Source organism: [Erwinia] mediterraneensis (genome assembly GCF_900604315.1).
In the GTDB taxonomy this organism is placed as follows: domain Bacteria; phylum Pseudomonadota; class Gammaproteobacteria; order Enterobacterales; family Enterobacteriaceae; genus Pantoea; species Pantoea mediterraneensis_A.
The window spans coordinates 2,349,100-2,370,003 of the sequence record NZ_LR026978.1 but is presented as its reverse complement, the minus strand read 5'-3'; the positions used below and the strand labels follow the sequence as shown (position 1 = coordinate 2,370,003).

Here is a 20,904-nt window from a genome sequence, read left to right as displayed (position 1 = left end):
CGTTCAGGTAAGGAGGTGATCCAACCGCAGGTTCCCCTACGGTTACCTTGTTACGACTTCACCCCAGTCATGAATCACAAAGTGGTAAGCGCCCTCCCGAGGGTTAAGCTACCTACTTCTTTTGCAACCCACTCCCATGGTGTGACGGGCGGTGTGTACAAGGCCCGGGAACGTATTCACCGTGGCGTTCTGATCCACGATTACTAGCGATTCCGACTTCACGGAGTCGAGTTGCAGACTCCGATCCGGACTACGACGCACTTTATGAGGTCCGCTTGCTCTCGCGAGGTCGCTTCTCTTTGTATGCGCCATTGTAGCACGTGTGTAGCCCTGGCCGTAAGGGCCATGATGACTTGACGTCATCCCCACCTTCCTCCGGTTTATCACCGGCAGTCTCCTTTGAGTTCCCGACCGAATCGCTGGCAACAAAGGATAAGGGTTGCGCTCGTTGCGGGACTTAACCCAACATTTCACAACACGAGCTGACGACAGCCATGCAGCACCTGTCTCACGGTTCCCGAAGGCACTTCCGCATCTCTGCAGAATTCCGTGGATGTCAAGGCCAGGTAAGGTTCTTCGCGTTGCATCGAATTAAACCACATGCTCCACCGCTTGTGCGGGCCCCCGTCAATTCATTTGAGTTTTAACCTTGCGGCCGTACTCCCCAGGCGGTCGACTTAACGCGTTAGCTCCGGAAGCCACGCCTCAAGGGCACAACCTCCAAGTCGACATCGTTTACGGCGTGGACTACCAGGGTATCTAATCCTGTTTGCTCCCCACGCTTTCGCACCTGAGCGTCAGTCTTCGTCCAGGGGGCCGCCTTCGCCACCGGTATTCCTCCAGATCTCTACGCATTTCACCGCTACACCTGGAATTCTACCCCCCTCTACGAGACTCAAGCCTGCCAGTTTCAAATGCAGTTCCCGGGTTGAGCCCGGGGATTTCACATCTGACTTAACAGACCGCCTGCGTGCGCTTTACGCCCAGTAATTCCGATTAACGCTTGCACCCTCCGTATTACCGCGGCTGCTGGCACGGAGTTAGCCGGTGCTTCTTCTGCGGGTAACGTCAATGACGAAGCGTATTAAGCCTCATCCCTTCCTCCCCGCTGAAAGTACTTTACAACCCGAAGGCCTTCTTCATACACGCGGCATGGCTGCATCAGGCTTGCGCCCATTGTGCAATATTCCCCACTGCTGCCTCCCGTAGGAGTCTGGACCGTGTCTCAGTTCCAGTGTGGCTGGTCATCCTCTCAGACCAGCTAGGGATCGTCGCCCAGGTAGGCCGTTACCCTGCCTGCTAGCTAATCCCATCTGGGTTCATCCGATGGTGTGAGGCCCGAAGGTCCCCCACTTTGGTCTTGCGACATTATGCGGTATTAGCCACCGTTTCCAGTGGTTATCCCCCTCCATCGGGCAGATCCCCAGACATTACTCACCCGTCCGCCACTCGCCACCCGGAAAGCAAGCTTTCCTGTGCTGCCGTTCGACTTGCATGTGTTAGGCCTGCCGCCAGCGTTCAATCTGAGCCATGATCAAACTCTTCAATTAAAAGCTTGATTTGCTTCAACTCGTGAAGCGATGCTCAAGGAAAAACGTCGTAATGAATTACGTGTTCACTCTTGAGACTTGATATTTTTTAAGCCCGGAGGCTCCGATATCAATCCTGCGAGTGCCCACACAGATTGTCTGATAAATTGTTAAAGAGCGGTGCGACGCGGCTCAGCCGTCTGTCGCGAGGTGGCGTATATTACGCTTTCCTCCTTCAGAGTCAACCCTTTTTTCAGGGTTTTTCTCCGGCGGTTCAGCGGGCTGAACCTGCTGACCCGGCGGCCTGTATGTCGTTGTTCCGTGTCAGTGGAGGCGCATTATAGGGCGCGTTTCGTTAAGCGCAAGCGCATATTGCAACTTTTTTGTCGTTCGTCTTATTTTTGTACAAAACGCCGTTTTTTAGCCCTGTTTGATACGGGCGGGCAGTTCAGCCAGGCTGGTAATCACCCAATCCGCAGCGGCCTCCCCTTCTGCCGTGACAGGTTTCCCGCTGCGCACCAGGACTTTCTTCCCTACTCCCGCCGCAGCTCCCGCCAGCATATCTTCCAGCTTGTCGCCTACCATATAAGAAGCAGACATATCGATGTGCAGTTGCTGCTGTGCTGACAGCAGCATGCCGGGCTGCGGTTTACGGCAGTCACACTGCTGACGATATTCCGCCACGCTGGCTTGTGGGTGATGCGGACAATAATAGATGCCGTCGAGATCGACATCGCGATCTGCCAGTGACCAGTCCATCCATTCGGTGAGCTGCATAAACTGATCTTCCGTGAACATACCGCGCGCAATGCCGGACTGATTGGTCACCAGTACCAGCGCAAAGCCCATCTTTTTGAGTTCACGCATGGACTCAATCACGCCATCAATAAACTGGAAATGATCGATGTCATGCACATAACCGTGATCGACATTCACAGTGCCATCACGATCAAGAAAAATTGCCGGGACTTTATTCGCCACGTAGAAACTCCTGCTGAAAAATTGCCTCTCAGTATTGCATGATTGCGTATATAGAGAGAATGACAGATTGAATGACTTTGATTGATTTAGACGTCTGGATGCCTTACCATCCATCCAGATTTTGCATTATACGGCAATGACAAAACAGAACCACCACGGACAACGCAACACGATAATAACTAACCTCATGATTAAACTAGAAAATATTTCAAAAGTCTTCCAGCAAGGCACTCGTACTATTCAGGCGCTGTCAAATGTCAGCCTGCACGTGCCTGCCGGGCAAATTTATGGGGTCATCGGCTCCTCCGGGGCCGGTAAAAGCACCTTAATCCGTTGCGTTAACCTGCTGGAGCGTCCGTCATCGGGCCGGGTCCTGGTTGATGGTCAGGATCTCACGGCGCTTTCTGAAAGCCAACTGACTCAGGCGCGCCGCCAGATTGGCATGATTTTTCAGCACTTTAACCTGCTGAACTCCCGTACCGTCTTTGGTAACGTTGCTCTGCCGCTGGAGCTGGGCAACCTTTCACGTGAAGAAATTAAGCGGCGCGTCACCGAGCTGCTGGCGCTGGTAGGCCTGGCGGATAAACAGGATGCCTGGCCGGCGAATCTTTCCGGCGGTCAGAAGCAGCGCGTCGCTATCGCCCGTGCGCTGGCCAGCAATCCCAAAGTTCTGCTGTGTGATGAAGCTACCAGCGCGCTGGATCCGGCCACGACCCGTTCTATTCTGGAGCTGCTGAAAGATATTAATCGCCGGCTCGGGCTGACGATTCTGCTGATCACCCACGAAATGGATGTGGTTAAACGCATCTGCGATCAGGTTGCGGTCATCAGTCAGGGCGAGCTGATTGAAAATGACACCGTCAGCGAAGTCTTTTCTCATCCAAAAACGCCGCTGGCGCAGCAGTTTATTCAGTCCACGCTGCACCTGGATATTCCGGAAGATTATCAGCAGCGGCTGTCACCCGAGGCGAGCGCTGACAGCGTGCCGCTGCTGCGTCTGGAATTCACCGGTCAGTCGGTCGATGCCCCACTGCTTTCCGAAGCGGCGCGCAAGTTTAACGTTAACAACAATATTATCAGTGCCCAGATGGATTATGCGGGCGGCGTCAAGTTCGGCATCATGCTGGCCGAAATGCACGGCACTGAAACGGATACCAAAGCAGCCATCGCCTGGCTGCAGCAACACCATGTAAAAATTGAGGTACTGGGTTATGTCTGAAGCGATGATGTGGTTACTGGGCCGTGGCGTCTGGGAAACGCTAATGATGACCTTCGTTTCCGGCTTTTTTGGCTTTGTTCTCGGTCTGCCGGTAGGCGTGCTGCTCTATGTTACGCGTCCGGGTCAGATTCTGGCGAATAACAGCCTTTATCGTGTGCTCTCAGCGCTGGTAAATATTTTCCGTTCCATCCCCTTCATTATTTTGTTGGTATGGATGATCCCCTTTACCCGTATGATCGTGGGCACCTCTATCGGCTTACAGGCCGCTATCGTTCCGCTGACGGTGGGTGCGGCGCCCTTTATCGCCCGTATGGTGGAAAATGCCCTGCTCGAATTGCCCACTGGCCTGATCGAGGCATCCCGTGCGATGGGTGCCACACCGATGCAGATCGTACGTAAGGTATTACTGCCTGAAGCGCTGCCGGGGCTGGTCAACGCAGCGACCATTACCCTGATTACGCTGGTTGGCTATTCCGCTATGGGCGGTGCCGTGGGTGCCGGAGGCCTGGGGCAGATCGGTTACCAGTATGGTTATATCGGTTACAACGCCACCGTGATGAATACGGTATTAGTCTTGTTAGTGATTCTGGTGTATTTAATTCAGTTCTGTGGCGACCGCATTGTGCGTGCGGTGTCCCATAAGTAAGCAACATTAATAGCTCTCGATTAAGGAAGGGATATGTCTTTTACGTTTAAAAAGATTGCCGCTGTGGGTGCACTGATCGGCGCAATGGCGCTGGCGGGATGCGATCAACAAGAAAAAGATCCTAATCACATCAAAGTTGGCGTGATCGTGGGTGCTGAGCAACAGGTTGCGGAAGTTGCGCAAAAAGTGGCGAAAGAGAAATATGGTCTGGATGTGGAGCTGGTGAGCTTCAACGACTATGTCCTGCCTAACGAAGCGCTGAGCAAAGGCGATATTGATGCCAACGCTTTCCAGCACAAGCCTTATCTCGATCAGCAGATCAAAGACCGTGGCTATAAGCTGGTGCCGGTTGGTAACACCTTTGTTTATCCGATTGCCGGTTATTCTAAAAAGGTCAAATCACTGGATGAACTGCAGGAAGGCGCCCAGATCGCTATCCCTAACGATCCGACCAACCTGGGCCGTACGCTGCTGCTGCTGCAACAGGTCGGTCTGATCAAACTGAAAGAAGGCGTGGGTCTGCTGCCAACCTCGCTGGATATCGTTGAGAACCCGAAAAAACTGAAGATTGTTGAGCTGGAAGCGCCTCAGCTGCCACGTTCGCTGGATGATGAACAAATTGCGGTGGCAGTGATTAATACCACTTATGCCAGCCAGATTGGTCTGACGCCGACCAAAGATGGCATTTTCGTGGAAGATAAAGAGTCTCCCTACGTGAACCTGCTTGTGTCGCGTGAAGATAACAAAGACGCGGAAAACGTGAAGAAATTCGTTCAGGCTTACCAGTCTGATGAAGTGAATGACGCAGCGAATAAAATCTTTAACGGCGGGGCCGTGAAAGGTTGGTAATGACGCATTCTGTTGCACTTCAGGGCGGCCACTGTGCCGCTCTTTCTTTATCCTCGTACCACCCTGACTTGTTATTTATCCTGGTCCTTGCTTCAATTACTCCACTTTTGAATACATGAGGATGTTGCTATGCGTTTTTTACCGCACTGCTTGTTGGCATTGATGCTGACCGGATGCGCTCATGAATACCATCCGATAAGTAGCGCTCCTTCCCAGCCCCAGACCAGCCAGCCGGCACGTAAGCCAGCGCCGCGCCCGGCCCCGGTCAAACTTTATAACGATGCTGCCGATCTGGTGAGCAAACCGTTCCGCGATCTGGGTGAGGTTTCCGGCGATGATTGCCAGACCAGCACCCAGGATTCGCCGCCGAATATTAATACCGCGCGTAAGCGGATGCAGGTGAAAGCCTCTTACCTGAAAGCCAACGCGGTGCTGTTGCATAAATGCGAAGTCATCAGCGGCACGCCCGGCTGCCACCGCCAGGCCATCTGTCAGGGATCGGCGCTGAAAGTTTCTGATCAATGACCGACTTTGGCTTTGCACAGATCGGCGTAATCCGCTCGCCATGGAAAGAGAAGTTTGCCGTGCCGCGCCAGCCAGGCCTGATTCAGGATGGCGGCGGCGAACTGCATTTGTTGCCACCCTATAATCAGCCTGAAGCAGTACGCGGGCTGGAAGCCTTCAGCCATCTCTGGGTGCTGTTTGTTTTTCATCAGACCATGGCTGGCGGCTGGCGTCCTACGGTGCGGCCCCCGCGTCTTGGCGGCAACGCCCGCATGGGAGTATTCGCGACCCGCTCCACCTTTCGCCCGAATCCGCTGGGCATGTCACTGGTAGAGCTGAAAGGCATTCGCTGTGAAAAACAGCAGGTCATACTGCAGCTGGGAAGCCTTGATCTGGTTGACGGCACGCCGGTGGTAGACATTAAACCCTATCTGCCCTTTGCCGAGGCGTTGCCCGATGCCCGTGCCGGTTTTGCCCAGGCGGCCCCGGAGGCGGCTATGCCGGTGCGTTTTTCCGCTCTGGCACAGCAGCAACTGCGGCAGCATGCCGCTCAGCTGCCGCACCTGGAGCGCTTTATCCGTGAGGTACTGGCGCAGGATCCCCGTCCCGCTTACCGCAAAGGCGAAACCAACGATCGGGAATATGCCGCCTGGCTGCTCGATTTCAACGTGCGCTGGCGCATCGATGCCGAAGGCACGGAAGTCCTTGCTCTTGAACCACGTTAAAACGCACTTTTGGCGTTGTGATGTCGCTGGTACACTAGCTGCCAGCTAAATTTTTGTCATCACTCAGACTTTCCGTCTAACTGGAATCCTAATCAATGCGTACTACTCAATATCTGCTCTCTACTCAGAAAGAGACGCCGTCCGAAGCCGAAGTGATCAGCCATCAGTTAATGCTGCGCGCCGGTATGATCCGTAAGCTGGCTTCAGGTCTCTATACCTGGTTGCCCACCGGGCTACGCGTACTGAAAAAAGTCGAAAATATCGTACGCGAAGAGATGAACAAGGCTGGCGCCATTGAGATTTCCATGCCGGTCGTTCAGCCCGCCGATTTATGGCAGGAGAGCGGTCGTTGGGAGCAATATGGTCCTGAATTGCTGCGCATCAGCGATCGTAACGAACGTCCGTTTGTGCTCGGTCCGACTCATGAAGAAGTGATTACTGATCTGATCCGTAACGAGCTCAGCTCTTACAAACAGCTGCCGCTCAATCTTTTCCAGATTCAGACCAAATTCCGTGATGAAGTTCGCCCGCGTTTCGGCGTGATGCGCTCACGTGAGTTTATTATGAAGGATGCATACTCCTTTCATACCTCGCAGGAATCGCTGCAGGAAACCTATGATGCGATGTATCGCGCCTACAGCCAGAGTTTTACGCGTATGGGCCTCGATTTCCGCGCTGTGCAGGCGGACACCGGCTCAATTGGCGGCAGCGCCTCTCATGAATTCCAGGTGCTGGCGCAGAACGGTGAAGATGATGTGATTTTCTCCACCGAATCGGATTACGCTGCCAACATTGAGCTGGCGGAAGCGGTAGAACCGGCTGGTGAACGCCCGCAGCCGACACAGCCGATGACGCGCATCGACACGCCCAATGCCAAAACCATTGCGGCGCTGGTTGAGCAGTTCAATCTGCCGATCGAGAAAACTGTGAAGACCCTGATCGTGAAAGCCGCCGCAGAGAGCGGCCATCAGCTGGTTGCGCTGCTGGTGCGTGGCGATCATGAACTGAATGAAGTGAAGGCGGAAAAGATTGATTTTATCGCCGCACCGCTGACCTTTGCCACCGAAGAAGAGATCCGGGCTGCAGTTGGCGCGGGTCCTGGCTCACTGGGTCCGGTAGGTCTGCAGATGCCGATCGTTGCCGATCGTACCGTGGCGAAAATGAGTGATTTCAGCGCTGGCGCTAACATCGATGGACAGCACTATACCGGGATTAACTGGGAGCGCGATCTGCCGCTGCCGCAGGTAGCCGATATCCGTAACGTGGTGGAAGGCGATCCCAGCCCGGACGGTAAAGGTACTCTGCAGATTAAACGCGGTATCGAAGTGGGCCATATTTTCCAGCTTGGCACCAAATATTCAGAAGCGATGAAAGCGTCGGTACAGGGCGAAGATGGCCGTAATCAGATTATGACTATGGGCTGCTACGGTATCGGTATTACCCGCGTGGTGGCCGCTGCTATTGAGCAAAACCACGACGAGCGCGGCATTATCTGGCCTGACGCCCTGGCACCGTTTGAAGTGGCGATTCTGCCGATGAACATGCACAAATCTTTCCGCGTAAAAGAGGTGGCTGAAGAGCTGTACCATACGCTGCGTGCAAAAGGCATCGACGTGATTCTGGACGATCGTAAAGAGCGTCCGGGCGTGATGTTTGCTGACATGGAACTGATTGGCGTGCCGCACACCATCGTGATTGGCGATCGTAACCTCGATAACGCAGAGATCGAGTACAAAGCCCGTCGCGCCGGTGAAAAAGAGATGATCAAGCAGAGCGAGATCGTTGATTTTCTGGTGAAAGCGCTGAATAAATAACCCTTCAGGTCGCCTTTGCTGCTGCAGAGGCGACCGTTTCCCCTAGCGTATTTTGCCGCGTAGCGCTTTGGTGTTGCTGCGCCGCGCTTTCCCTTCCAGTCGCCGCTCTCTGGATGCGCGCGTTGGCCGTGTCGGACGGCGTTTTTTCTCAACCCTGATCAGATCACGAATCAGGTTTTCCAGCCGCTGCAGCGCCGCCTCGCGGTTCATTTCCTGACTGCGATGCTCCTGCGATTTTATGATGACCACGCCCTCGGCAGTGATCAGATGATGACTGGCCGCCAGCAGTCGCGCTTTATACACCTCAGGCAGTGACGAGGCGACGATATCAAAGCGCAGATGGATGGCTGTGGCGTTTTTATTCACGTGCTGGCCCCCTGCCCCTTGCGCGCGGATCGCGCTGAGTTCAATTTCGCTGTCGGGGATCACCAGATAAGGTGACTCAATAATCATGGTTTTCCTGTTCTGTATGCTGACGAGCGTAATACGCCGTGACTTATCATTGACTTAACCTTTTGTGCGCTGGTCACCCTGTGCAGAGCGCTGTTCTCTTCATCTTTCCCCGGCGACGGCCGGATTCCCCGTTCGTCTGGCTGATTTCCAGGAAATGTCTGTGATATAGTCGCCCATCAACCAGAGTGTTTTTGCTCTGCTGAGGAGGTGCACGTGCAAACATATTGTGAGTGGGTTCACCAGAAATATGCCGCGCCTGGCGGCGGTGAACCGGGGTACGTACCAGGCACCATCGGATGCACGCTGCAGGCACGCAATGATATTGCCGCTGATTCTGCGCTAAACTCTTCTGTCAGGGAACAGGCAGCTCCGGCTGCTGCAAACTTATTGGTGAGCGACTATGTTGACGAATGAAGCCTACAAACCCATCAACTGTGATGATTACGACAACCTTGAACTCGCCTGCCAAAAAAACTGGACGCTGACGCTGGCGCTAAAAAACGGCGAGCAGCTGAAGGCGAAAGCGATCGATATGGTGACACGTAAAAACGTCGAGTACCTGGCTGTCGATCTTTCTGGTGAAACACGTGAGCTTCGCCTTGATCACATTGCCAGCTTCAGTCATCCGGAGCTGGGTACTATCAACGTAAGTGAAAACGACTGATCCCAGCGGGCGGGAAGCGAGGCTCCCGCCCTCTTTCTTCAGGGCGTCAACGACGCATACCATGCACTCAAATCTGCCATATCCTCTTCACTCAATCCGGCGACAAACGCTTTCATCACTTCAGCCTGACCGCCACTGCGTTCACCCTTTTTATACGCCTGCAGGGCATGATTGAGATAGGCCGCATTCTGCCCTGCCAGATGAGGGTACAGCGGTACTGAGGCCTTACCGCTGGCACCATGACAGGCAACACAGGCCGCCGCTTTCTGCTCGCCCGCCTTAACATCGCCGTCAGCCAGGCCCGGTAAGCTCACCGCTATCAGCATCAGGCCGATCCATTTGTACATCATTGCTCCGCAATCCTGTTATGTTGCCAGTCCGCCAGCCAGCCCGGCTCACTGCCCGCATCGCCTTCACGGGTAATAAACAGGCCAGGCGCGCCCATCAGCGTCTGGTTAAAGTAAATTAAGGGTATTCGCTCGCGCAGCCAGGGGGCTATCCCCTTCTCCTGCCAGATTTTTTTCATTTCCCGCCCGCCGGCACGCCCGACCAGATGATAATAGCCTTGCGCCTGAAAGCGTACGCTGACCTGCTCATCGGCGCACGGCCAGCGCAGCCCGCCCGCCGCCGTGGGTTGCGCCTGTAACCAGCCTAAATCCTGCGGCAGAGCAAGCGGTCGGGCGAGATCCGGCCAGCTGAGCACCTGTGCGCGCAGCGAAGACCAGCACCTGAGCCAGTAAAGCTGCTGGCGATAGCGTCGTATTTCATGCTGGCCCAGTTGCAAACGTGGTTGGGCATCCGCACGGCTTAACATGACCTCCTGCCAGAGGCGCGACAGGGTTGCACGGGACGGCATATTACCGCCCTGCTGCGCAATCCAGCGGCGTATCAGCGCATTACGCCGCGCTTCGCTCATGCTGAGCAAGGATGTTATCGCCAGACTGCCGTCAGGCTGCATCAGCGAAGCCAGCTGTTCGGCCAGCAGCTCGTCCAGCAGCTGCTCCTGTTCACCGCACAGCGCCGCGCTGCGTGCCGCTGCTGAGGCAAAATGAGGCCAGCGAGCCAGCAGCGGCGGCAACAGGGTCTGACGCAGGAAATTACGATCGTAGCGCGTGTCCTGATTACTTTCATCATCGACCCAGCGTAGCTGGTAGGTGGCCGCCCAGGCTTCCAGCTGCTGGCGGGAACAGCCTAACAACGGGCGTAGCAGGGGATGGTTATCCAGCATCATCTGTTGCGGCATGGCGGCAAGGCCCGCCGGGCCGCTGCCCCGCTTCAGCGCCAGCAGCAAGGTCTCACACTGATCGTCGAGGTGCTGCGCAGTCAGCAGCGTGTCGCCCGGCCGCAGCTGGGCGCTCAGCGCCTGATAGCGCGCCTGACGTGCCGCCGCCTCGATCCCCTTTTCGCGTCCGTCAACCTGCACGTGCAGCACCTTACAGGGAATATGCCACTGCTGACAGATCGTCTTGCAGTGCCGGGCCCACACGTCCGCATGTGGGCTTAAGCCATGATGAACGTGCAGCGCGCGCACGCTGGCGGCGGGATGCTGCTGCTGCCAGATCGTCAGCTGATGCAGCAGCACCGTGGAATCGAGGCCGCCACTGAACGCGACCACCAGCGAGGCGTCAGGGGCAAGCAGAGATTCCAGATGAGTCAAAAGCATGGGGCGATCCGTCACATAATACAGGCCGCCGGGTGCGGCCTACAGAGCGAACTATTTTACGCCTGATAGAGCTCCAGCGGCAAACCATCCGGATCGGCAAAAAACGTACAGCGTTTGCCGGTCAGCGGATCGATACGCACCGGCTCGCAGCAGATCCCTTTTTCCGTCAGCTGCGCGCAGGCGGCATCCACATCTTCCACGGTAAAGGCCAGATGACGCAGCCCGCACGCTTCCGGCTGCGTCACGCGTGCCGGTGGCGAGGGAAAGGAGAAGAGTTCAATGGTGTATTGCCCGTTCAGCGCCAAATCCCCTTTCCAGGAGTCGCGCGCTTCCCGATAATGTTCGCCGGTCAGGGTAAAGCCGAGCACATCGCAATAAAAGGCTTTGCTGCGGGCGTAATCAGAGGCGATGATGGCAATATGGTGGACCTGCTTTAACTGCAACATGAATACTCCCTTCTCTGTTTATCTGTGTGTTACTCTGGCACGCCTGATGGCAGACCTCAACCGACAGTGCTCTGATTTTACTCGATGTTTTCATCACGCAATACGCGCACCAGATAGCGCCCGTCCTCTGTCAGGGTCGCACCATGGATATCCGTTTCAAAACCCGGATAGTGACGTCCGATGGTGCACAGCATCAGCAGAAAGTCGAGCACGGCCCTGCTCTGCTCAGTGATCATTTCGCCGGGCATCACCAGCGGCACGCCCGGCGGATAAGGCAGGATCATATTGGCAGAGACGCGGTCGATCATGTCACGGATATCCACCGTTTCCACCTGCCCTTTCACCTGACGCTGAAAAGCCTGATGTGGCGTCATGCGCATTTCGGGCAAGACATCAAACGCCTTCAGCATCAGCCGCGGCAGATCGTGTTGTCGGATCAACTGATGAATACCCTGCGCCAGCGTCTGGATACGCATATTGCGATAGAAATCGGGATCGCCGGCATAGAGATCCGGCAGCATATTTTTAACCCGTAAATTAAGATCGTAAGCGCGTTTAAATTCGGTAAGGCCGCGCAGCACGCTCATTGCCTTGGTTTTATCAATGCCGATACTGAACAGAAACAGCAGGTTATAGGGCCCGGTCTTTTCTACCACCACACCACGCTCGTCGAGGAACTTCGCCACCAGCGCCGCCGGGATCCCTTCGTCGGCCATCACACCCAGTTCGCTCATGCCTGGCGTCAGAATGGTCACCTTGATCGGATCCAGATACATATGATCGCGATCGGCCTGGGTAAACCCGTGCCACTCTTCGTCACCTGGCTGGATCGGCCAGCATTCCGCTTCATCAATATGTTCCGGCTGCCAGATATCAAAGAACCAGCCCTCACACTCTTCACGCAGCCGCTGGATCTCACGGCGGAAATGGAGGGCTCGCTCAACGGAGCGATTGATCAGCCGTCTGCCGGGATTGCCACGCAGCATGGCTGCGGCGGTTTCAATCGAGGCAACAATCGCATAGTTGGGAGAGGTGGTGGTGTGCATCATGTAGGCTTCATTAAAGGTGTGCTCATCATAATCGCCTTTAATGTGGATCAGGGAAGCTTGTGAAAAGGCCGCCAGCAATTTATGGGTGGACTGGGTTTCATAGAACACTTTGCCGGGGATACGCTCGCCGCTCATACCGCTTTTACCACGGTAAACAGGATGGAAATTGGTGTAAGGCACCCAGGCGGAATCAAAATGAATGGAGGGAACATCCAGCGTCTCTTTGATGTACTGCGTATTGTAAAGCAGGCCATCATAGGTGGAGTTGGTGATCACCGCATGCACCGGCCAGCTGGCGCGCGGCGTTTGCGCCACCTTAAGGGCAATGCTGTCGCGCATAAACTCCCGTTTCGGGATGCCGCCGAGAATACCCAGCGCATTGCGCGTCGGCTTCAGCCACAGGGGAATGATGTCACTCATCATCAGTAAGTGCGTCAGGGATTTATGACAGTTGCGATCGATCAGGATGGTACTGCCTGAGGGTGCGGCGTACATTCCCACGATTTTATTTGAGGTTGAGGTGCCATTAGTCACCATATAGCTCTGTTCTGCGCCAAAGGTACGCGCCACATACTCTTCCGCCTCCAGATGCGGCCCGGTGTGATCGAGCAGCGAGCCCAGCTCAGTGACGGAGATGGAGATATCCGCTTTCAGGGTGTTACCGCCAAAAAAATCGTAAAACAGGCTGCCCACCGGGCTTTTCTGGAAGGCGGTGCCTGCCATATGACCAGGGGTACAGAAGGTGTACTTGCCCTCTTTAACGTAGGTGAACAGCGCTTTGGTCAGCGGCGGCGTGATGGTATCAATATACTCGTCCGTGTACTGGCGAATATGCAGCGCAATATCTTCCGCAGCGCTCAGGGCATACTCGAAAAAGCGCAGCGCCATACGCATTTCATTGATACTGACATCCAGCTGGGAATGGGTGTTGATAAAGGCGTAGAGCGGCAGATACTCGTTCAACTGGTTAATTTCATGACACAGCGCCATGCTGTACTCATCCCAGTCAAAGATGACGCCGCAGATCCGGGAATTGTGCTCTATCAGCTTCAGCAAGTCGTTGGCATTTTTCGGATAGATAAGCTGGAATCCCTGCTGGCTTAATGCCACATCCAGTTCACGAATCGGCTCGTCTTTATAAAACGCGCCATGCGGTCCCATGATCGCAATAATATTCAATGCGCACCTCCGGTGTTGTTGTGGCACTGAATAAGGATAGCGAAAAGCGCAGGCGAGCAGTGTCAGATTACTCTGCTGTTCGCAAGACATAAAAAAAGGTGGACCACGAGGCCCACCTGGCTTACATCATATTCGCGCTTATGCGTAACCGTAGCTCATCAGACGCTGATAGCGGCGATTCAGCAGTTCTTCGGTGTTCAGCACGTCGAGATCGGCCAAATCAGCCAGCAGTTGCTGTTTCAGGCTGGCCGCCATATCGACCGGGTGACGATGCGCACCGCCCAGCGGCTCCGGGATCACGGAGTCGATCAGCTTCAGCTCTTTCAAACGATCGGCGGTAATGCCCATCGCATCAGCAGCCAGCGGCGCTTTGTCAGCGCTTTTCCACAGAATAGAAGCGCAGCCTTCCGGCGAGATAACGGAATAGGTGCTGTACTGCAGCATATTCACTTTATCGCCCACGCCGATGGCCAGCGCACCGCCCGATCCGCCTTCGCCGATCACCGTACAGATCACCGGAATTTTCAGGCCGGACATTTCACGCAGGTTACGCGCGATCGCTTCTGACTGACCGCGCTCTTCGGCGCCCACGCCCGGATAAGCGCCCGGCGTGTCGATAAAGGTAAGGAGCGGCATTTTAAAGCGCTCAGCCATTTCCATCAGGCGCAGCGCTTTACGGTAGCCCTCGGGTGCTGGCATACCGAAATTGCGACGGATCTTCTCGCGCGTTTCACGCCCTTTCTGGTGACCAATGATCATCACCGGACGGCCATCAAGACGCGCGATGCCGCCCACGATCGCTTTGTCATCAGCAAAAGCGCGATCGCCCGCTAATTCGTCGAAATCATCGAAGGCGTGACGAACATAGTCCAGCGTATAGGGACGTAAAGGATGGCGAGCCAACTGCGCGATTTGCCATGCACCCAAATCGGCGAAGATTTTACGTGTCAGCTCAACGCTTTTTTCGCGCAGACGCTGCACTTCTTCATCCAGATTAATATCGTGTTTTTCATCCTGACGGCCAATCGAGGTGAGCGAATCGATCTTCGCTTCCAGTTCTGCGATCGGCTGTTCAAAATCCAGGTAATTAAGACTCATAATGTTCCTGTTTTAGTCAAACTCCAGTTCCACCTGCTCCGATCCTACCAACGACCGTAAGTCGTTAAGTAAACGATCGCTGGGCGAAATACGCCACGCTGCACCAAAGCGTAGCTTCGCCCGTGCATCCGCTCTCTGGTAGTAGAGATGCACCGGAATGGTCCCCGATCGATAAGGTTCCAGGGACTGGCGGAGACGGTTTAAAAGCTGGTCATCAATTTGCCTGTCCGTCAGCGAGATAGCAAGTCCGCGCGCGTATTTTTCACGCGCTTCATCAATGTCCATAACTTCGCGGGCGGTCATTTTAAGGCCACCGCTAAAGTCATCAAAGCTGACCTGTCCGCTGACGATCAGAATTCGGTCTTTCTCCAGCAGTTGCTGATACTTCTCTAACGCATCGGTAAATAACATCACTTCGAGACGACCGGATCGGTCATCCAGCGTACAAATACCAATTCGGTTGCCGCGCTTGGTGACCATTACACGCGCGGCGATTACCAGGCCGGCGGCAACGGTCATTTTACCACGGTCGGTAGGATGCATATCTTTCAGGCGCACCCCGCCCACATAGCGCTCAATTTCTTTCAGATACTGGTTGATGGGATGCCCGGTAAGGTAGAGCCCCAGGGTTTCTCGCTCACCATCCAGTCTGACCTGTTCTGGCCAGGGGGTTACGCTGGCATAGGATTTCTCAACCTGCTCCGGCTCTTCCGCCAGCACGCCAAACATATCCGCCTGACCAATGGCTTCCGCTTTCGCGTGCTGATCGGCCGCCTTCAGCGCATCGCCAAGCGCGCTCATCAGCGCTGCACGGTGCGGGCCGAGACGATCAAAGGCACCGGACATGATCAATTTTTCCATCACGCGCCGGTTGATCTTTTTCGTATCGGTGCGCGCGCAAAGATCAAACAGCTCTTTAAAGTAACCATCCTGATTACGCGCATCGATGATCGCCTCGATCGGGCCTTCACCGACGCCTTTAATCGCGCCGATGCCATAGACGATCTCGCCCTCATCATTGACATGAAACTGATACAGACCGGAGTTGATATCTGGCGGCAGCACTTTTAATCCCATGCGCCAGCATTCGTCCACCAGCCCTACCACCTTCTCGGTATTATCCATATCGGCAGTCATTACCGCGGCCATAAATTCCGCCGGATAATGCGCCTTCAGCCACAGGGTCTGATAGGAAACCAGCGCATAGGCCGCCGAGTGCGATTTGTTGAAGCCATAACCGGCAAATTTCTCTACCAGGTCAAAGATCTTCATCGCCAGCTCGCCGTTGATGCCCATTTTTTCCGCGCCGTCTTTAAAGACCGAGCGCTGTTTGGCCATCTCTTCCGGTTTCTTTTTCCCCATGGCGCGTCGCAACATGTCTGCTCCGCCCAGCGTATAGCCCGCCAGCACCTGAGCGATCTGCATCACCTGTTCCTGATAGAGGATGATGCCGTAGGTAGGCTCCAGGACCGGTTTCAGGCTTTCATGCTGCCATTCAATATCGGGGTAGGAGATCGCTTCACGCCCGTGCTTACGGTCGATAAAGTTGTCTACCATCCCTGATTGTAGCGGGCCGGGGCGGAACAGCGCCACCAGCGCGATCATATCTTCAAAGCAGTCCGGCTTCAGACGCTTGATCAAATCTTTCATGCCGCGCGATTCGAGCTGGAAAACCGCGGTGGTTTCCGCACGCTGCAGCATGTCGAAACTTTTCTTATCGTCCAGTGGGATTGCCGCAATATCGATAGGTGCTTCGCCCTGCTTCGCACGCCGGGCGTTGATCATCTCCAGCGCCCAGTTAATGATGGTAAGCGTACGCAGCCCGAGGAAGTCGAACTTCACCAGCCCGGCATATTCGACGTCGTTTTTATCAAACTGCGTGACCGGATGGTTGCCGTTTTCATCACAGTAGAGCGGTGCGAAGTCAGTGATTTTTGTCGGCGCGATCACCACGCCACCGGCGTGCTTACCGGCGTTACGGGTAACCCCCTCCAGCTTACGCGCCATGTCGATCAGCGCCTTGACCTCCTCATCCGCCTCATACATTTCGGGCAGCTGCGGCTCGGCCACAAAGGCCTTCTCCAGCGTCATACCAGGATCGGGAGGGATCAGTTTGGAGATGCGATCGACAAAGCCGTACGGATGGCCCAGCACACGCCCCACATCACGAATAACCGCCTTCGCCGCCATAGTACCGAAGGTGATAATCTGCGATACCGCCTCGCGGCCATACATATCCGCCACGTGTTCAATCACCAGGTCGCGTTTCTCCATACAGAAGTCAACATCGAAGTCGGGCATGGACACACGTTCCGGGTTAAGGAAACGTTCAAACAGCAGGTCAAATTCCAGCGGATCGAGATCGGTAATTTTCAGCGCATAGGCCACCAGCGAACCGGCACCGGAACCGCGTCCGGGGCCAACAGGCACGCCGTTATCCTTCGACCACTGGATAAATTCCATTACGATCAGGAAGTAGCCGGGGAAGCCCATCTGGTTAATAACACTGAGTTCGATCTCAAGGCGTTCGTCATAGGGCGGGCGTTTTTGCGCGCGCACTTCCGGATCAGGGAAAAGGAACGCCAGGCGCTCCTCCAGCCCTTCGCGCGATTTCACCACCAGGAAATCCTCGGTGGTCATCTCGCCGGTGGGAAATTGCGGCAGGAAATATTCGCCGAGACGTACCGTGACATTACAGCGCTTAGCAATCTCTACGCTGTTTTCCAGCGCTTCCGGGATGTCCGAGAACAGCTCGCACATCTCATCAATGCTACGCATATATTGCTGAGGACTATAGTTACGGGGGCGTTTGGGATCGTCCAGCGTGTAGCCGTCATGGATCGCGACGCGGATTTCATGGGCGTCGAAATCTTCTTCATTCAGGAAGCACACTTCGTTGGTGGCGACGACCGGCACCCCTTCGGCAATTGCCAGTTCCACCGCGGCGTGCAGATAGCGCTCTTCATCGGGCCGACCGGTACGGATCAGCTCCAGATAGTAGCGACTGGCGAAATGCTGCTGATAAAACGCCAGGCACTCGCTGGCCAACGCCTGATTGCCGCGCAGCAAGCTGCGGCCCACATCGCCACAGCGGCCACCGGAAAGTAAAATCAGTCCTTCCTGATGCTCAACCAGCCAGTCGCGATCGATGATCGGGCCGTGAATGCCATAGCCACGCTGATAAGCACGGGAAATTAACAGCGTCAGGTTCTGATAGCCAGTGTTGTTGGCAGCCAGCACCGTCAGCTGCGTCAGCTCATCCCCCATCAGTTCGCTGGCAACTTTAAAGTCAGCACCGATGATCGGCTTGATACCCGCGCTGTGCGCGGTGCCGTAAAACTTCACCAGACCGCACAGGTTGGTGAAATCGGTGATCGCCAGCGCAGGCATACCCAATGCCGCGGCTTTCCTGACCAGCGGGCCAGTTTTCGCCAGCCCATCGACCATTGAGTAATCGCTGTGTACGCGCAGATGTATAAAACGAGGTTCAGCCATATCAGTTTCCGGTTAAAACAGCATCAGGCTCTTAAAGCGCAGTGGACTGGCGTGTTGCCAGTAGCTCAGCATCCAGCAGAATATTCCGTACCGGCGCGAAGCTGCGCCGGTGATGGGGCGTTGCGCCGTACTGCATCAGTTTTTCCAGATGCAGGGCGGTAGGATAACCTTTATGTTGAGCAAAACCATAGTCAGGAAACAACACATCCAGCTCAGCCATCTCCCGATCGCGCGTTACTTTCGCCACGATGGAGGCGGCACTGATTTCCGCCACCAGGCTGTCGCCTTTGATCACCGCCTGAGCCGGCATCGGCAGCGTCGGGCAGCGGTTCCCGTCGATCAACACATAATCGGGCGTAACGTGCAGCCCCGCCACGGCGCGCTGCATCGCCAGCATAGTGGCGTGCAGAATATTGAGCTGATCAATTTCATCCGGTTCGGCACGCCCCAGGCTCCAGGCAAGCGCCTTGCTGGTGATTTCGTCATATAGCGCCAGCCGGCGTTTTTCCGACAATTTTTTAGAATCCGCCAGCCCGGCAATGGGTTTTGCCGGATCAAGAATCACCGCCGCGGTGACCACGGCACCGACCAGCGGTCCGCGTCCGACCTCATCTACACCAGCAATCAGACGGGCTTCAGGATAGATAAATTCAGCCACGAGCTAACTCCAGTACCGCCAGCGCTGCCTGCTCATCAGCATTCCAGCGGATTTGCGTATGTAATTCATGGAAAGTCGCCAGCAAGGTTTCACGTTCCGGCCCGGCGTGCAGCAGAGGCTCAAGCGCCGCCGCCAGCGCCCCGGGCTGACACTCTTCCTGCAGCAATTCTTTGACGATCTCGCGTCCCGCCAGCAAATTGGGCAGCGACACATAGGGCGTTTTGACCAGCCGCTTCGCCAGCCAGAAGGTGAAAGGTTTCATGCGATACCCCACCACCATCGGGCATTTCGCCAGCATACATTCGAGGGCGGCGGTCCCGGAGGCGAGCAGTGCCGCATCGCTGGCGATCATCGCTTCGCGCCCTTTGCCGTCCAGCAGATGCATCGGTAATTCGGGTGCCACTTCAGCTTTAATCTGTTCAAACTGCGCGCGTCGTTTCGCATTCACCAGCGGCACCACTATCTCCAGCGCCGGATAACGCACACGCAACTGGCGCGCCGTTTTCAGAAAATCCGCGCTCAGCATCTCGACTTCAGCGCTGCGGCTGCCCGGCAGCAGGGCCAGACAGAGCGTGTCGTCAGCTATGCCCAGCGTGCGTCGGGCTGCCTGTTTATCAGGCTGCAACGGCATCGCATCTGCCATGGTATGCCCGATAAAGCGGCAGGGAACCTCAAAGCGGTCGTAAAACGCTTTTTCAAACGGCAGGAAGGCAAGTACCAGATCGGTATTACGACCAATTTTAAACACGCGTTTCTGACGCCATGCCCAGACCGAAGGGCTGACATAGTGAATCGTTTTAATGCCCGCGCGTTTCAGGTGGCCTTCCAGCGTAATATTAAAATCAGGGGCATCGATGCCGACAAAGACGTCGGGCCGCAGTGCGGTAAAACGTCGGGTCAGATCGCGACGTATTTTCAACAGACGCGGCAGACGTTCCACCACTTCGACCACACCCATCACTGCCAGCTCTTCCATCTCATACCAGGCCTCACAGCCCTCCGCCTGCATCAGCGGACCCGCAACGCCCACAAAGCGGGCATCAGGATATTTGGCTTTCAGAGCACGAATCAGACCGGCACCAAGAATATCGCCGGAGGTTTCTCCGGCGACCAGGGCAATCGTTAAGGAACGCGACATCGGTTAACGAATGATTCCGCGAGTGGAACGGGCAAAGAAATCGTAGAACGGCTTAACTTCGCTGTGCTGCTGCGCCAGCGCTTCGATTTCCGGTTTCACCTCATCCAGGGTTTTTCCGCTGCGGTAGAGCAGCTTGTAGGCATTGCGAATCGCATGCAGCGCCTCTTTACTGAAGCCGCGGCGTTTCAACCCTTCAATGTTGATACCAAAAGGCGTGGCATGATTACCCTGCGCAATCACATAGGGAGGGACGTCCTGTGCAACGCCGGAGCAGCCACCAACCATCACATGCGCACCGATAATGCACCACTGATGCACGGCGGTCATCCCGCCAATAATGGCGAAATCATCGACGGTGACATGCCCGCCTAACGTGGCGTTGTTGGCAAAAATACAGCGGTCGCCAACCACGCAGTCATGCGCGATATGAGCATTGATCATCAACAAATTGTCGTTGCCAACACGGGTAACGCTGCCACCCTGAACGGTGCCGCGGTGAATGGTTACGCTTTCGCGGATGCGATTGCGGTCGCCAATTTCGACACGAGTCGGTTCGCCTGCGTATTTCAGGTCCTGATTGACCTCGCCAATGGAGGCGAACTGGTAAATCTGATTATCTTTACCGATACGCGTATGGCCGTTCACAACAACGTGTGACTTGAGTACCGTTCCTTCACCGATCTCGACATTGGCGCCAATATAGCAAAACGGGCCAATATGAACGCCGGGACCAATGATGGCCCCCTCTTCAATGACAGAACTGGGGTGGATAGTGGCAGTTTGATCAATCACTA

The 20,904-nt window shown here is 55.3% G+C and carries 19 protein-coding genes and 1 rRNA gene; 8 read left to right on the top strand and 12 right to left on the bottom strand.

Annotated features, from left to right (window positions below; genetic code table 11):
* Positions 1 to 8: 8 nt before the first annotated feature.
* Positions 9 to 1,550 (bottom strand): 16S ribosomal RNA (locus E0E17_RS10920).
* 399 nt (positions 1,551 to 1,949) lie between these two features.
* Positions 1,950 to 2,510 (bottom strand): D-glycero-beta-D-manno-heptose 1,7-bisphosphate 7-phosphatase, encoded by a 561-nt coding sequence (gene gmhB / locus E0E17_RS10915; RefSeq protein ID WP_130834098.1) that lies wholly within the window; start codon positions 2,508 to 2,510, stop codon positions 1,950 to 1,952.
* Between the two features lie 187 nt (positions 2,511 to 2,697).
* Here gmhB and metN point away from each other — a divergent pair, with 187 nt between their 5' ends.
* From metN to proS, 6 genes are all read left to right on the top strand, one after another.
* On the top strand, positions 2,698 to 3,729 hold the full coding sequence (gene metN, locus E0E17_RS10910) for a methionine ABC transporter ATP-binding protein MetN (RefSeq protein WP_130834097.1): 1,032 nt from the start codon (positions 2,698 to 2,700) through the stop codon (positions 3,727 to 3,729).
* The gene (locus E0E17_RS10905) at positions 3,722 to 4,375 is read left to right on the top strand and encodes a methionine ABC transporter permease MetI (protein WP_130834096.1); all 654 of its coding nucleotides are present in this window, start codon (positions 3,722 to 3,724) and stop codon (positions 4,373 to 4,375) included. The genes metN and E0E17_RS10905 overlap by 8 nt, the downstream gene beginning before the upstream one ends.
* A 33-nt stretch (positions 4,376 to 4,408) precedes the next feature.
* Positions 4,409 to 5,224: a MetQ/NlpA family lipoprotein gene (locus tag E0E17_RS10900; RefSeq protein WP_130834095.1), complete on the top strand. Its 816-nt coding sequence runs from the start codon at positions 4,409 to 4,411 to the stop codon at positions 5,222 to 5,224.
* A 129-nt stretch (positions 5,225 to 5,353) separates the two neighbouring features.
* Positions 5,354 to 5,749 (top strand): envelope stress sensor lipoprotein RcsF, encoded by a 396-nt coding sequence (gene rcsF, locus E0E17_RS10895; protein ID WP_130834094.1) that lies wholly within the window; start codon positions 5,354 to 5,356, stop codon positions 5,747 to 5,749.
* Positions 5,746 to 6,453, top strand: coding sequence for a tRNA (N6-threonylcarbamoyladenosine(37)-N6)-methyltransferase TrmO (gene tsaA / locus E0E17_RS10890; RefSeq protein ID WP_130834093.1), 708 nt, complete (start codon positions 5,746 to 5,748; stop codon positions 6,451 to 6,453). The genes rcsF and tsaA overlap by 4 nt, the downstream gene beginning before the upstream one ends.
* A gap of 95 nt (positions 6,454 to 6,548) precedes the next feature.
* Positions 6,549 to 8,267: a proline--tRNA ligase gene (gene proS / locus E0E17_RS10885; protein ID WP_130834092.1), complete on the top strand. Its 1,719-nt coding sequence runs from the start codon at positions 6,549 to 6,551 to the stop codon at positions 8,265 to 8,267.
* Between the two features lie 42 nt (positions 8,268 to 8,309).
* On the opposite strand, the gene arfB is transcribed toward proS, so the two are convergent.
* On the bottom strand, positions 8,310 to 8,720 hold the full coding sequence (arfB, locus tag E0E17_RS10880; protein ID WP_130834091.1) for an alternative ribosome rescue aminoacyl-tRNA hydrolase ArfB: 411 nt from the start codon (positions 8,718 to 8,720) through the stop codon (positions 8,310 to 8,312).
* A 213-nt stretch (positions 8,721 to 8,933) separates the two neighbouring features.
* Here arfB and E0E17_RS10875 point away from each other — a divergent pair, with 213 nt between their 5' ends.
* Together E0E17_RS10875 and rof are read left to right on the top strand one after the other, a co-directional pair.
* The gene (locus E0E17_RS10875; protein WP_130834090.1) at positions 8,934 to 9,134 is read left to right on the top strand and encodes a YaeP family protein; all 201 of its coding nucleotides are present in this window, start codon (positions 8,934 to 8,936) and stop codon (positions 9,132 to 9,134) included.
* Entirely contained in the window at positions 9,121 to 9,384 is a 264-nt protein-coding gene (rof, locus tag E0E17_RS10870; protein WP_130834089.1) for a Rho-binding antiterminator, read from the top strand. The genes E0E17_RS10875 and rof overlap by 14 nt, the downstream gene beginning before the upstream one ends.
* 38 nt (positions 9,385 to 9,422) lie before the next feature.
* Here the strand turns inward: rof and E0E17_RS10865 are convergent, their stop codons facing one another.
* From E0E17_RS10865 to lpxA, 9 genes are all read right to left on the bottom strand, one after another.
* The gene (locus tag E0E17_RS10865) at positions 9,423 to 9,734 is read right to left on the bottom strand and encodes a c-type cytochrome (protein ID WP_439654632.1); all 312 of its coding nucleotides are present in this window, start codon (positions 9,732 to 9,734) and stop codon (positions 9,423 to 9,425) included.
* Complete coding sequence (gene tilS / locus E0E17_RS10860) at positions 9,731 to 11,047, bottom strand: tRNA lysidine(34) synthetase TilS (RefSeq protein WP_130834088.1); 1,317 nt, start codon at positions 11,045 to 11,047, stop codon at positions 9,731 to 9,733. Before tilS ends, E0E17_RS10865 begins: the two co-directional genes overlap by 4 nt.
* A gap of 56 nt (positions 11,048 to 11,103) precedes the next feature.
* Positions 11,104 to 11,493 (bottom strand): VOC family protein, encoded by a 390-nt coding sequence (locus tag E0E17_RS10855; protein ID WP_130834087.1) that lies wholly within the window; start codon positions 11,491 to 11,493, stop codon positions 11,104 to 11,106.
* Positions 11,494 to 11,570: 77 nt separating this feature from the next.
* A complete protein-coding gene (locus E0E17_RS10850; protein WP_130834086.1) occupies positions 11,571 to 13,721 on the bottom strand; it encodes a lysine decarboxylase LdcC in 2,151 nt (716 codons plus the stop codon).
* 138 nt (positions 13,722 to 13,859) lie between these two features.
* Positions 13,860 to 14,819, bottom strand: coding sequence for an acetyl-CoA carboxylase carboxyl transferase subunit alpha (accA, locus tag E0E17_RS10845; RefSeq protein WP_130834085.1), 960 nt, complete (start codon positions 14,817 to 14,819; stop codon positions 13,860 to 13,862).
* 12 nt (positions 14,820 to 14,831) lie between these two features.
* Positions 14,832 to 18,314, bottom strand: a complete 3,483-nt coding sequence (gene dnaE / locus E0E17_RS10840; RefSeq protein WP_130834084.1) for a DNA polymerase III subunit alpha — start codon at positions 18,312 to 18,314, stop codon at positions 14,832 to 14,834.
* 31 nt (positions 18,315 to 18,345) lie between these two features.
* Entirely contained in the window at positions 18,346 to 18,972 is a 627-nt protein-coding gene (gene rnhB, locus E0E17_RS10835) for a ribonuclease HII (RefSeq protein ID WP_130834083.1), read from the bottom strand.
* The gene (gene lpxB, locus E0E17_RS10830; protein WP_130834082.1) at positions 18,965 to 20,110 is read right to left on the bottom strand and encodes a lipid-A-disaccharide synthase; all 1,146 of its coding nucleotides are present in this window, start codon (positions 20,108 to 20,110) and stop codon (positions 18,965 to 18,967) included. Before lpxB ends, rnhB begins: the two co-directional genes overlap by 8 nt.
* 3 nt (positions 20,111 to 20,113) lie before the next feature.
* On the bottom strand, positions 20,114 to 20,902 hold the full coding sequence (lpxA, locus tag E0E17_RS10825) for an acyl-ACP--UDP-N-acetylglucosamine O-acyltransferase (RefSeq protein WP_130834081.1): 789 nt from the start codon (positions 20,900 to 20,902) through the stop codon (positions 20,114 to 20,116).
* Between the last annotated feature and the right edge of the window lie 2 nt (positions 20,903 to 20,904).